We start from the raw sequence: 13,228 nt of genomic DNA, 5'->3' as shown, positions 1-13,228 counted from the left end.
GGGAGAATATCGCAAAAAGAATGATACCATTGTAAGAAGGCTTGAATTTTAAAACTATATCATTCTAAATAAAGGATGTTTTAAATAGAACAGGAGATGATCCGATTGAAAAAGGTTTTATTTTTACCACTTATGCGTTTGCAGTCTGGACATCATCAAGTAGCTGAGGCATTAATGGATATGTTAAAAAAACATACAGACGGAATTACACTAAAAAAAATAGATTTGTTAAGTTATACGAATGGATCGTTAGAAAAAATGATTACAGGAAGCTATTTAAAATGGATTCGTTACGCACCAGGAACCTATAATCGTGCCTATAAAAGCTTTTTTTATGTACCGCCAACAAAAGAGCACTCCTTTATGTGGTATCAACATATCTTTTTGAAAAAAATGGAACAATTGTTAGCGGAAGAACAGCCAGATCTAATTGTTTGCACACATGGTTTCCCTTCCTACCTTCTAAGTAAGTTGAAAATGAGGGGCAAATGTGACGTTCCGGTCATAAATGTTTATACGGATTTCTTTATTAATAGTGTTTGGGGACAAGAAGGGATTGATATTCACTTTCTCCCAAGTCAGGATGTAAAAGAAACGTTAATGAGGAAGAATCAAATCTCGAAACAAAACATGTTTGTCACTGGAATTCCAGTTCATGAAGAGATTACTAAAAATGTCTATAAACAAAAATACAATGAACGACCTAAAATTTTAATATCCGGTGGAAATAGTGGTTTGGGCGGTATTTTAAAGCTGTCAGATGAGTTAAAGCAATCCTCACATTTTGATTTCTTAGTGTTGTGTGGCAATAATCAAAAACTATATAAGGAAATCCTTTCGTGGGATTTAGACCATATTAAACCATTGCCCTATCTTTCATCAAGGTCAGAAATGAACAAAGTTTATGAAGAAGTTGATGCGATCGTTTCCAAACCGGGTGGTGTTACGATTAGTGAGGCGCTCCACAAGAGACTTCCTATTTTTGTGCATTCCGTTCTTCCGGGCCAAGAGAAGATTAACCTCCAGTATTTAAAAAACAAAGGACTTGTATTTGAAATTGATCAGAAGGAATCTTTTGAAATACAATTGCTTAGTATTTTGAAAGATCCTAAAAAGATGGATTCCTGGAAGCAGTCTATTCAGTCTTATCAAAAGGGAATAGAGCTAGAGCAACCTGAGAACATGGTAGAATTGATAAAAGGAATTCTTGACCAAAAGACGAGTAATATGCAACAAGTTCCGGTGAAAAAATTTAAATTTTTCCGTATCGCAAGGGCGAATACACTGTAACTTTTAGATGCTTCACTTGGATGATCGGCAGACTGGACAAAATAAAACCCAACACCTTAAACTTTATATAGGTGTTGGGTTTTTTAAAAAAGGAATTTTAGTTTGTTACTTTTTCAAGGGGGTTCTATTAATGAAGTTTATTGGTAATCAAATCTATGTCCGATTTTTAGAAGAGAATGATGCAGAGGCATTGCTGCAGTTGAACAATAGAAATCGTGATTTTTTTCAGGCCTATTCGCCAAAAAGGCAAGAGGATTATTATACATATGAAAAGCAATTGAAACTTATCCAAGAGGGTAGGGAGAAATACACACGGGACCAAGCCTATTCATTTGGTATTTTCCTAAATGAAACGAATGAATTAATAGGTAGAGTCGATTTAACAGAGATTTTAAGAGGCGGACTACAGAGCTGTTTTATCGGTTATTTTCTTGATCAAAACTTCAACGGCAAAGGCATCATGACTGAGGCTGTAAAACTTGTTGTTGATTACGGGTTTCAAGAGCTACGGCTCCATCGAATTGAAGCAGGTGTCATGCCACATAATATCGGTTCGATTCGAGTCCTTGAAAAGGCAGGCTTTGAAAAAGAAGGCATTGCTCGAAAAAATGTAAAAATAAATGACAAATGGGAAGACCATCAGGTTTTAGCTATTATAAATGAAGAAGTGTAGGAAAGAAGGACCTGAGTGGTTCTTTTTTTAGGTTTGTGCTTGAGATGGAAACCTATACTATTATTGGATTTAATCAAAACTATTTACTGTCCTTTTCCAACCACATCCGAAAAAAGCCTACTACCCGTTTCAATTAAACAAAAATAACAATAATAATTCCTATAACGAATGGATAGTTAAAAATAAGATACCTAAGCCTCCTCTTAAACCTATTTACACAGTGAATAAAGTCACTACCATAAAGAACATTCACTAATAAAATGAAATAGATTCAAATACATCTTTAAGAGGAGTGTACATATGGAGCCACAGGTTTACGGATTTTTCATGCCAAGCGTGAATTTATTAGGAATTGGTGCAGCAAAACAAGTTGGGCAAAAGGCGAAAGAGCTTGGCGCAACAAAGGTACTAGTTATAACAGGAAAAACAGTTGAAAAGTTGGGATTTGCACAAGAAATTGCTGATGATATCCGCAAAGAGGATATTCCAGTTGTCTTCTTCTCAGATGTTGAACCAAATCCAACTGATAAAAATGTTGAAGCTGGAGTAAACACTTTAAAAACCGAAAAATGCGATATGGTAGTAGCAATCGGTGGAGGAAGTACACTTGACTGTGCAAAGGCCATTGCTTTGGTTGGAAATAATGGGGGATCAATTGCAGATTATGCAGGGATTGATGTTTCAAAATCTCCAATGGTTCCTTTAATTACAGTAAACACAACTGCAGGGACAGCAAGTGAAATGACACGAATTGCTGTTATTACAAATACGGAAACTTCACAAAAAATGGTTATTGTGGATAAGCATATTACACCAACCATTTCTATTAATGATCCACAGTTAACAACAAAGTTACCAGCTGAGCTAACTGCGGGAACAGGCATGGATGCATTAACACATGCAGTTGAAGCCTATGTTTCAATCTTAGCCACACCTGTTACAGATGCATGTGCTTTACAGGCGATTCGTTTAGTTGGGCAAAACCTAAGAAATGCAGTGGAAAACGGTCAAGATTTAGTGGCGCGTGAAGGTATGACAAATGCGCAATTTTTAGCAGGAATGGCGTTTAATAATGCCCTTCTTGGATATGCACATGCTATTGCACACCAGCTTGGTGGTATCTATAACCTACCACATGGCCTATGTAACGCTATCCTATTACCACATATTGTAAAATTCAACTTAGATGCAAAACCTGAACGATTTGCAGATATAGCTATCGCACTTGGGGCTGATGTAAGCGGTTTATCTCCTGTTGAAGCAGCTGAAAAAGCAGTGGATGTGATTGCAAAGCTGGGACAAGATGTAGGCATCCCAAATGGTTTATCTGAAATAGGTGTAAAAGAAGAAGATATCCCAATGTTAGCCGAGCTTTCCATGAAAGACCCATGTGCCCTATTCAATCCCAAAAAAGCAACTCTTGAAGACGTAATTTCTATTTTAAAATCAGCCTTTTAATTTAAAGGAATGTTTTATTGATAAAGCGGTTTTCTGGGTTATTCCTGTGAAATAAATATAAAAAGTGATAGATTAAGATAAAAAAGAAGTTGGAACCGTAAAGGGAGTTCCAACTTCTTTTTTTAGCTAATAAGAAAGTTTAACTTAGCTAATGCATTAAAGGATGTTCCGAGCGTTGTATTATTAATCAACACTTAAATCGCATAAGGGCAACTACGCCTCTGTCATCGCCCTTAGGGGCTCGCCAATCGGCTAGTTTTCTTTATGCTATTTTTTACCTATTTTCTTTTGCCAATCAGCCTTTTTTTAAAGGCCAGACAAATGTCATTTTAGATAAAGCGTAATGTAGTAGCGGACTTTCGGGGGGCGATCCAAATGGGCCTACTGTATTTTCCACAATCTTCGCATCAACCTTATTTACCCTCCATTTATCATGATGGATATCCCCTCTTAAAATCTGGTTCCCCCATTTTGTGAACAGGCAATAGCGTTCAAGAAGCCAGTGATCGAGGCTACCTTGGACGGTTGAGCATGGCTCGCCAACAGGTTTGTAAATCGCCGCAAACTTTCCGAGATGGTTGCCAGTGAATAGCCGATTACTTTTAAAATCAACCACTTTGTTTTTTTCCTCCATTGCCATAGAAGCATGTTTATATGGTAATGCTAGAGTTTTTGCACCCAAAACCGTTAAGGGATGGTTTGCATCAAGTGAAAAAAAGTAAACGCCTTGCAAGTCTTTATATTTTACATATGTACGAACATTAATTTCTAAAAAGGTATTCATCAACGGAAGCTCCGGGAATCCTCTAAATCGTTGATGTGTCACCCTAAATGGCAAGGCACTAATCCAGGCGTCTCCCCCAAATGTATCTAATTCTAATTCTGATGGTAAAAGTGCTTGATCAGTTGTTCGGACTCTCTCCAATGCAAAAATAGTAAATGTTCCCATGTTTGCGTCATGATCCAGGGTGATTGTGGGAGAGGATATGGGCGATGTTCGACTTTCACTAGCTCCTCCTGCAAAGTAACGCCCCCTTTTCTTTTATTTTTCCAAAATAAGAAGAAAAAAACCTTTTTATGTTTGACATTCAAATAGTTGTTTGAATATGATATATTCAAACGATCATTTGAATAATAGAAGGTGAATTTATGAAAGAGCAGGATGTTTGTCAGGTTCACTGTGTTGAAGATATAAAGGTAAATCATGTTCAAAAACAATTGGACAAGGGAAAAATTCATGATGTAGCTACTCTCTTTAAAGCATTGTCCGACGAAACACGAATGAAAATTGCCTATGCTCTCACGATTGAAGAGGAGCTGTGTGTTTGTGATGTAGCCAACATCGTCGGGGCAACAACAGCAACAGCGTCCCATCATTTACGCCATTTGAAAAATTTAGGACTTGCCAAATATAGGAAGCTCGGCAAGCTTGTTTATTATTCTCTTGATGATGATCATGTAAAACAGCTGATTTATATCGCTTTTGAGCATTTGGATGAGTTAACAAATCGTGGGTAAAGGGAACAAAAAACTAGAACGAATTCAATTTCGTCCTTCGTATTGTTAAGAGTTAATAAGAAAAACCTACTAATATAAACCATTCATTGATTTTTTTCATATTGTAAAAGTAATCTCTTTTGGAAAAATTGATTAAATTTTTTGCTCGGATTTTATTGTTATTTTACTCTCGTACCTGGGGGGTTACATGCCCATGTATGTTTTAAGGAGGATTCACTTTATGGGTCACCATCATGGACATTCTCATGACCATCATCACGGCCATTCGCATACAGGAAATAAAAAGGCATTATTGAGTTCATTTATTTTGATTGCTGTTTTTATGATAGTTGAAGTCGTTGGAGGACTGTTCACGAATAGCCTTGCTTTGCTGTCTGACGCGGGTCATATGTTAAGTGATGCAGCCTCACTCGGCCTTAGTTTTTTTGCCCTAAAGCTCGGTGAACGGGAGGTATCTCAAGATAAAACATTTGGCTATAAAAGGTTTGAGATCATTGCTGCCGGTTTAAATGGGATTACGCTCGTCGTCGTTTCAATTTATATTTTTTATGAAGCATTTCAGCGCCTTTTTGCGCCACCAGAAGTGCAAAGCCAAGGAATGCTTGTCATTTCAGTTATCGGATTTATCGTTAATATTATTGCCGCCTGGATGTTAATGAAGGGTGATAAGGACGATAACTTGAATATTAGAAGTGCGTTTCTACATGTGCTTGGTGATTTGCTTGGATCGGTCGGTGCAATTGTGGCGGCGTTATTCATTATGTATTTTGGCTGGGGAATTGCTGATCCAATCGCTAGTATCATTGTTGGGATACTCATTATTATTAGTGGTTGGCGGGTTGTGAAGGAATCGTTCCATGTTCTGATGGAAGGTGCACCTGAACAAATCGATATAAAGCAGGTAAAAGAAGCATTGTGCGGGCTTCCAATGGTCAAAGAGGTTCATGACCTCCATGTTTGGACAATAACTTCTGGTTATCCTGTATTGAGTTGCCATATTACCATTTTAGATAATGCTGTTCATGATGAAATTCTGTCTCAATCACAAAGAATTCTCCATGACCAATTTGATATTGAGCATAGTACCATTCAGGTGGAAAAAGTGACCAACGGTTGTCCTAGTCCACATGGGACATGTAATTAAAGTAAGTGCAAACAAAGAAGTGTTAGTGGGAAACCTGCCGGGAGTCTGGTGGGTTTTTCGATTTTTGATCCATAACTTTAATTTTGGATTTATTAAAAATAGTGAATGATGCCTGTGTTTGGGAAAAAATCGAGAAAAAAGATCATTACAAGTGCATTCATTTTCATCTTGCTATAACCGTGGATAAAACGGAAAAACGAATATTCGTTCGCATATTATTGGTTTGTTTTGAATGCTTTGTGGTAGAATGGGTAATAGGAGTTTTTGTCTTTTCAGTCACAAGTTAATTAATAATTGTTAATAACTCTTATATAATTGTTGATATCTAATTAAAAGTTGTTGATATCTCATAAGAAATTGTGGATATCTAATTAAAACCCGTTGATAACTTTTTTTATTTTTAGTAAAAATTTTTAACAATGTTGATAATGTTTGTGAATTTGTGGATAACTTATTATGAAATGTTGATAACTTAGTAATAGTTATTAATAATAATGTTAATTTGTGAATAACTTGCTGAAAAGCAACAATAAAAGGACGGATCCTATTTTTACAGGAGGAATTTCTTGTGAAGGACCAATTTGAATTAGTTTCAAAATATTCGCCTCAGGGAGATCAGCCAGAAGCGATTCGAAAATTAGTAGAAGGTATTCAAAACAATAAGCGCCATCAAACACTGCTTGGTGCAACAGGTACAGGTAAGACGTTTACGGTTTCAAACTTGATCAAAGAGGTAAATAGGCCAACGCTAATCATTGCACACAATAAAACGTTAGCTGGTCAGCTCTACAGTGAATTTAAAGAATTTTTTCCAAATAATGCAGTTGAATACTTTGTTAGTTATTATGATTACTATCAGCCAGAGGCCTATGTGCCACATACAGATACGTTTATTGAAAAAGATGCCAGCATCAATGATGAAATCGATAAACTGCGCCACTCGGCAACGTCTTCATTATTTGAGCGCAAGGATGTCATTATTATTGCCTCTGTTTCGTGTATCTATGGCCTCGGTTCACCGGAAGAGTATAGTGAAATGGTGCTCTCGCTTAGAACAGGAATGGAAATCGAGCGTAATCAGCTACTAAGACGCTTAGTTGATATCCAGTATGAACGGAATGACATCGACTTTAAACGCGGAACATTCCGAGTACGTGGTGATGTTGTCGAAGTTTTCCCAGTCTCTCGTGATGAACACTGCATTCGGGTTGAATTTTTTGGGGATGATATCGACCGAATTCGTGAAGTTGATGCTCTGACCGGTGAAATTATTGGGGAGCGCGACCATGTGGCTATTTTCCCGGCATCTCACTTCGTGACAAGGGAAGAAAAATTAAAGATTGCGATCGAAAATATAGAAAAAGAACTTGAGGTTCGCCTTAGCGAGCTCCGTGAAAATAATAAACTGCTTGAGGCTCAGCGCCTCGAACAACGGACACGTTATGACCTTGAAATGATGAGGGAAGTGGGCTTTTGCTCCGGCATTGAAAACTACTCACGCCATTTAACACTAAGACCTGCCGGCTCCACTCCATATACGTTGCTAGATTATTTTCCTAAGGACTTAATGATTATCATTGATGAGTCCCATGTTACTTTGCCACAAATCCGCGGTATGTTTAATGGGGATAAGGCGCGGAAACAAGTTTTGGTTGATCATGGATTTCGTCTGCCATCTGCACTTGATAATAGGCCACTTACATTTGCTGAATTTGAAGAACATGTCTCCAATATTGTTTATGTTTCAGCGACTCCCGGTCCGTTTGAATTAGAGCATACACCGGAAATGATTGAACAAATCATTCGGCCGACAGGCTTGCTTGATCCTATTATTGAAGTGCGCCCGATTGAAGGCCAGATTGATGACTTGATTGGAGAAATTCAGGATCGCGTTAAACTGAATGAACGCGTATTAGTAACAACACTTACGAAAAAAATGTCAGAGGATTTGACCGATTATCTGAAAGAAATCGGAATTAAAGTACAATATTTGCATTCTGAAGTTAAAACGCTGGATCGGATTGAAATCATCCGTCAGCTTCGGCTTGGGAAATATGATGTTCTTGTCGGAATTAACTTGCTCAGAGAAGGGCTTGATATTCCAGAGGTTTCACTAGTGACCATCTTGGATGCAGATAAGGAAGGATTCCTCCGTTCGGAACGTTCGTTAATCCAAACGATTGGACGAGCTGCCCGGAATTCAAATGGTCGCGTTATTATGTATGGAAATAAAATTACTCATTCAATGGAAGTGGCGATCAGTGAGACAAACAGGCGCCGTGCCATTCAAGAAGAGTACAATGAAAAGCATGGTATCACGCCAACGACGATCCAAAAAAATATTCGCGAGGCGATTCGTGCCACACATGCTGCAGAGGACCAGGAGGATTACAAACCAGCGGCCTCCTTTGGCAAGTTGACGAAAAAAGAAAAAAATCGCTTACTTTCTGATATGGAAAAAGAGATGAAGGAAGCAGCCAAAGCGCTTGATTTTGAACGAGCAGCAGAGCTTCGTGATTTATTATTTGAGTTAAAAGCGGAAGGATGACGTAAAACATGGCGATGGATAAACTGATTGTGAAAGGCGCCAGAGCCCACAATTTAAAAAATATTGATGTCACCATTCCGAGAGATAAGCTTGTTGTTTTGACAGGACTTTCTGGTTCGGGTAAGTCTTCACTTGCCTTCGATACCATTTATGCGGAAGGACAACGCCGCTATGTTGAGTCATTATCAGCTTATGCTCGGCAATTCTTGGGACAGATGGATAAGCCAGATGTGGATATGATTGAAGGTCTATCCCCTGCGATTTCGATTGATCAAAAAACAACAAGCCGTAATCCAAGGTCCACAGTCGGAACGGTAACAGAAATCTATGATTATTTTCGGTTATTATTTGCACGAGTTGGGCGCCCAACCTGCCCGATTCACCATATCGAGATATCGTCGCAAACGATTGAACAAATGGTGGACCGAATTCTTGATTATCCAGAGCGCACGAAAATGCAAATCCTTGCTCCAATGGTGTCTGGACGAAAAGGGACACATGTTAAAGTATTTGAAGATATTAAGAAGCAAGGGTTTGTCCGTGTCCGGGTCGACGGTGAAATGATAGATCTCGGTGATGAGATTGAGCTTGAAAAAAATAAAAAACATTCAATTGAGGTTGTTGTTGACCGAATTGTGGTCAAGGATGGGGTTTCTTCCCGGCTTGCAGATTCCCTTGAAACTGCACTTGGTCTGGGAGAAGGAAAAGTCATCGTCGATGTTATTGGTGAAGAAGAACTTCTTTTTAGTGAACATCATGCATGTCCACAGTGTGGTTTTTCAGTTGGAGAGCTTGAGCCAAGAATGTTTTCTTTTAATAGCCCTTTTGGAGCATGCCCAGAATGTGATGGTCTAGGCAACAAGCTGGAAGTTGATTTGGATCTTGTAATTCCGAATAGGGATTTAACTTTGAATCAACATGCGATTGCACCGTGGGAGCCAACAAGCTCGCAATATTATCCACAGCTACTCGCCTCTATTTGCGGTCATTACGGAATTGACATGGATACGCCGGTAAAGGATATCCCAGAACCACTGATGAATAAAATATTATATGGATCAGGTAAGGAAAAGATCTATTTCCGCTATGAAAATGATTTTGGACAAATTAGAGAGAACGAAGTTGAATTTGAAGGGATACTGAGAAATGTTGAGCGTCGCTATAAGGATACGAGCTCAGATTATATCCGTGAACAGATGGAAAAATATATGGCGCAGCAGCCTTGTCCATCTTGCAAAGGCTATCGTTTGAAAAAAGAAAGCTTGTCTGTGCTGATCTCGGGTCATCACATTTCGCAACTAACAGATCTTTCAATTGAAGAGGCAAATCAATTTTTTGCAGAATTAGAATTGACGGAAAAAGAAATGGCCATTGCCAAACTTATTTTCAGAGAAATTAGTGATCGGTTGGGCTTTTTAATCAATGTTGGATTGGATTATTTAACATTAGGCCGAGCAGCTGGAACTTTGTCAGGCGGTGAGGCGCAAAGGATTCGCTTGGCAACACAAATTGGTTCTAGTTTAACAGGTGTTCTCTACATTTTGGATGAACCATCGATCGGTCTTCATCAGCGTGATAATGAGAGGCTGATTGGTACATTAAAAAGAATGCGCGATATCGGGAATACATTGATTGTTGTTGAACATGATGAGGACACAATGCTCGCAGCAGACTATTTAATCGATGTCGGACCTGGAGCAGGTGTACATGGCGGGGAAATTGTTTCCGCTGGAACGCCGGAAGAAGTAATGAAAGACCCAAATTCACTTACAGGTCAGTACCTTTTAGGGAAAAAATTTATTCCGCTGCCGCTCGAACGACGTAAGCCTGATGGGCGGTATATAGAAATTAAAGGTGCCTCGGAAAATAATTTAAAAAATGTCAATGTCAAATTCCCGCTTGGCATGTTCGTTGCTGTTACGGGAGTTTCCGGCTCTGGGAAAAGTACACTTATTAATGAAATCCTGCATAAATCACTTGCTCAAAAGCTCCATCATGCAAAAACGAGACCTGGTGAATTTAAGAGTATGAAGGGAATCGAGCATTTGGAAAAGGTCATTGATATTGACCAGTCGCCAATTGGTCGGACGCCTAGATCAAACCCAGCAACCTATACTGGTGTGTTTGATGATATTCGTGATGTCTTTGCTTCAACCAATGAAGCAAAGGTACGTGGCTATAAAAAAGGTCGTTTCAGCTTTAATGTAAAAGGTGGTCGCTGTGAGGCATGCCGCGGTGATGGGATTATCAAGATTGAAATGCATTTCTTGCCCGATGTGTATGTTCCATGTGAAATTTGCCATGGGAAGCGCTACAATCGTGAAACACTCGAAGTGAAGTATAAGGGGAAAAATATTTCTGATATTCTTGATATGACTGTCGAGGATGCCCTGAACTTTTTTGAAAATATTCCTAAAATAAGTCGCAAGCTACAAACCATTTATGATGTTGGTCTTGGTTACATTACACTTGGACAGCCAGCAACAACCCTTTCAGGTGGAGAAGCGCAGCGTGTTAAGCTAGCTTCAGAGCTTCACCGCCGCTCGACCGGGCGTTCATTCTATATTTTGGATGAACCGACAACAGGACTACATGTTGACGATATTTCTCGCTTGCTCGTTGTTCTGCAGCGCTTAGTTGAGAATGGTGATACTGTGCTAGTCATCGAGCACAATCTAGATGTGATTAAAGGCACTGATCATCTTATTGACCTTGGACCAGAAGGTGGCGATAAAGGTGGTACGATCATCGCAACAGGTACACCGGAAAAAGTTTCGGAAGTACCCGGATCCTATACAGGTAAATACTTAAAGCCAATTCTCGAACGAGATCGTTTAAGAATGAAAAAGCAAATTGAAGAAAAAGAAGCTATACTAGAAAGCTAAACCAAGGCAGAGTTGACTCTGCCTTGGTTTTTACTATTTGGGGTAGGGCATTATTATTTTGACTATTATTAAAAATGATCTTCAAACTTTTAAAAAGATCGTAAAAACAATACTATCTTATACAAGAACCTTTTTTGGTGTAGAGCTTATATAAAAAGTTTCCCGATAATGAAACTTTCAAAAGCCCGCTTCGTAAACTAATTGTAAAGGGAGTTGAAAAAAGGATGGAAACTAGAAAAGTTCTTTCCGCGTTAAGCTACTTTAGCATTCTGTTTGCTGCGTTTATTTTTCCGCTTATAGTATTTTTAGCATCTGAAGATCCTGATACCAAAGTTCATGCAAAAAAAGCCTTTTTGTCACATTTGATTCCACTCATTCCGTTACCACTACTTGCACTCAGCATTTATTTTGATGGGACTGGGGCTTCAGGTGGAATTCCTGTTTATACAATTGGTTGTGTAATTTTAATGGTTGTCATTAGCATTGGAGTTACAATTTGGAATATAGTTAGAGGTATAAAGGCCTTAAGATAATCTATGGAAATATACTACATTAAAAATGGGAGGGATCCATGTGAAGGAAGAGAGAATACGAATTTTAAAATTGGTTGAAGAAGGAAAATTGACGGTGGATGAAGCGCTGAACCTACTTGAACTATTGGAAAAGGGAGCTCAAACAATCGATCAGAAGCAGGATGAAATTGTTCATGAACTTTCTACTGTTGTCCATTTTGAGGAAGCAAAGAAGGAAGACGGTGTACACCAGAAATACCAATCAACGAAGGATAAAATTTTTGAGTTTGTTGATTCTGCACTGAAAAAAATCAAAGATTTTGATTTAGATTTAAACTTCGGACAATCCGTTGAGATCTCACATATTTTCCATCAAAGTGATGTCATGTTTAAGGATATGGATATTGATGTGGCGAATGGATCCGTGAAAATTGTTCCTTGGGATCAAAGGGATGTAAGAATTGAATGCCAGGCGAAAGTGTATCGGGTTGATAATCAGGACCTTGCACGTCAAAACTTTTTAAAAGATGTTGTTTTTGCGATTGAAGGGGATAAATTCCGATTTACAACCCAACAAAAGTGGATGAAACTTGATGCGGTTATTTTTGTGCCGCAAACACAATATGATCGAATACGTGCAAGAATGTTTAATGGTCCTATTTCAGGTGAACATCTGTTTGTGACAGATTTTAGGGCTAAAACAGCAAACGGGAAAATTGAACTATCCGCTATAAACGGCAAAAGAATGGAAGCAGAAACGGCGAATGGGTATATTAAAATTATGAATAGTCATTTTGATGATCTGGAAGCAGAAACGATCAATGGAGCAATTAAGCTCGATGGCGATTTTCGTAAAGTAGAAATGCAATCGTTTAATGGCAATTTGGTTATGAACCTTAGCAACAATCGCTGTGAGTCAGTATCTGCAAAAGCGACAACGGGTAGCGTTGATTTTTATGTTCCTGTTGATATTGCTGTAAGTGGGGAACTAAAGACCAATTTGGGTGGATTTAATGTACTGCTTGATGGAATTCAAATTACCGATGAGAAAAATGAAATGATTCAAAAACTGCTTCGCTTCAAAACAATCAACCATCCCACAGCAGCATTGGAATTATGGGCAGATACAAAAACAGGCTCGGTTACTGTTCACAAATCTGATGAGGTCACTCCTTTTAAATAAGGAGTTTGAAAATACTC

10 protein-coding genes are annotated in these 13,228 nt (G+C 38.5%); 9 read left to right on the top strand and 1 reads right to left on the bottom strand.

The window, feature by feature from the left end:
- The first annotated feature begins 105 nt into the window (after nt 1-105).
- The 3 genes from RCG20_RS09125 (at nt 106) to RCG20_RS09115 (ending at nt 3,421) form a co-directional block, all read left to right on the top strand.
- On the top strand, nt 106-1,290 hold the full coding sequence (locus RCG20_RS09125; protein WP_308183919.1) for an MGDG synthase family glycosyltransferase: 1,185 nt from the start codon (nt 106-108) through the stop codon (nt 1,288-1,290).
- Nucleotides 1,291-1,420: 130 nt separating this feature from the next.
- A complete protein-coding gene (locus RCG20_RS09120) occupies nt 1,421-1,963 on the top strand; it encodes a GNAT family N-acetyltransferase (protein ID WP_308183918.1) in 543 nt (180 codons plus the stop codon).
- 300 nt (nt 1,964-2,263) lie between these two features.
- On the top strand, nt 2,264-3,421 hold the full coding sequence (locus tag RCG20_RS09115; RefSeq protein ID WP_308183917.1) for an iron-containing alcohol dehydrogenase: 1,158 nt from the start codon (nt 2,264-2,266) through the stop codon (nt 3,419-3,421).
- A gap of 295 nt (nt 3,422-3,716) precedes the next feature.
- On the opposite strand, the gene RCG20_RS09110 is transcribed toward RCG20_RS09115, so the two are convergent.
- Nucleotides 3,717-4,370 carry a YqjF family protein gene (locus RCG20_RS09110; RefSeq protein ID WP_308183916.1) on the bottom strand — a complete coding sequence of 218 codons (654 nt, stop codon included), beginning with the start codon at nt 4,368-4,370 and terminating at the stop codon, nt 3,717-3,719.
- Nucleotides 4,371-4,570: 200 nt separating this feature from the next.
- Here RCG20_RS09110 and RCG20_RS09105 point away from each other — a divergent pair, with 200 nt between their 5' ends.
- The 6 genes from RCG20_RS09105 (at nt 4,571) to RCG20_RS09080 (ending at nt 13,211) form a co-directional block, all read left to right on the top strand.
- On the top strand, nt 4,571-4,939 hold the full coding sequence (locus tag RCG20_RS09105) for an ArsR/SmtB family transcription factor (protein ID WP_308183915.1): 369 nt from the start codon (nt 4,571-4,573) through the stop codon (nt 4,937-4,939).
- 220 nt (nt 4,940-5,159) lie between these two features.
- Nucleotides 5,160-6,083, top strand: a complete 924-nt coding sequence (locus tag RCG20_RS09100) for a cation diffusion facilitator family transporter (protein ID WP_308183914.1) — start codon at nt 5,160-5,162, stop codon at nt 6,081-6,083.
- Nucleotides 6,084-6,651: 568 nt separating this feature from the next.
- The gene (gene uvrB, locus RCG20_RS09095; protein ID WP_308183913.1) at nt 6,652-8,631 is read left to right on the top strand and encodes an excinuclease ABC subunit UvrB; all 1,980 of its coding nucleotides are present in this window, start codon (nt 6,652-6,654) and stop codon (nt 8,629-8,631) included.
- An 8-nt stretch (nt 8,632-8,639) separates the two neighbouring features.
- On the top strand, nt 8,640-11,516 hold the full coding sequence (gene uvrA, locus RCG20_RS09090; RefSeq protein ID WP_308183912.1) for an excinuclease ABC subunit UvrA: 2,877 nt from the start codon (nt 8,640-8,642) through the stop codon (nt 11,514-11,516).
- Between the two features lie 224 nt (nt 11,517-11,740).
- Nucleotides 11,741-12,049: a magnetosome magnetite crystal formation protein family gene (locus RCG20_RS09085; RefSeq protein ID WP_308183911.1), complete on the top strand. Its 309-nt coding sequence runs from the start codon at nt 11,741-11,743 to the stop codon at nt 12,047-12,049.
- Between the two features lie 40 nt (nt 12,050-12,089).
- Entirely contained in the window at nt 12,090-13,211 is a 1,122-nt protein-coding gene (locus RCG20_RS09080; protein ID WP_308183910.1) for a DUF4097 domain-containing protein, read from the top strand.
- The last annotated feature ends 17 nt before the right edge of the window (nt 13,212-13,228 follow it).

The organism is Neobacillus sp. PS3-40 (assembly GCF_030915485.1).
Taxonomy (GTDB): domain Bacteria; phylum Bacillota; class Bacilli; order Bacillales; family Cytobacillaceae; genus JAUZPL01.
This window is presented reverse-complemented; position numbering and strand designations above follow the sequence as displayed.

Coding starts and splice junctions, on each gene's coding strand:
- RCG20_RS09115 (WP_308183917.1), top strand. CDS start 2,264: ATGGAGCCACAGGTTTACGGATTTTTCATGCCAAGCGTGAATTTATTA.
- RCG20_RS09105 (WP_308183915.1), top strand. CDS start 4,571: ATGAAAGAGCAGGATGTTTGTCAGGTTCACTGTGTTGAAGATATAAAG.
- RCG20_RS09110 (WP_308183916.1), bottom strand. CDS start 4,370: ATGGGAACATTTACTATTTTTGCATTGGAGAGAGTCCGAACAACTGAT.
- RCG20_RS09085 (WP_308183911.1), top strand. CDS start 11,741: ATGGAAACTAGAAAAGTTCTTTCCGCGTTAAGCTACTTTAGCATTCTG.
- RCG20_RS09120 (WP_308183918.1), top strand. CDS start 1,421: ATGAAGTTTATTGGTAATCAAATCTATGTCCGATTTTTAGAAGAGAAT.
- RCG20_RS09100 (WP_308183914.1), top strand. CDS start 5,160: ATGGGTCACCATCATGGACATTCTCATGACCATCATCACGGCCATTCG.
- uvrA (WP_308183912.1), top strand. CDS start 8,640: ATGGCGATGGATAAACTGATTGTGAAAGGCGCCAGAGCCCACAATTTA.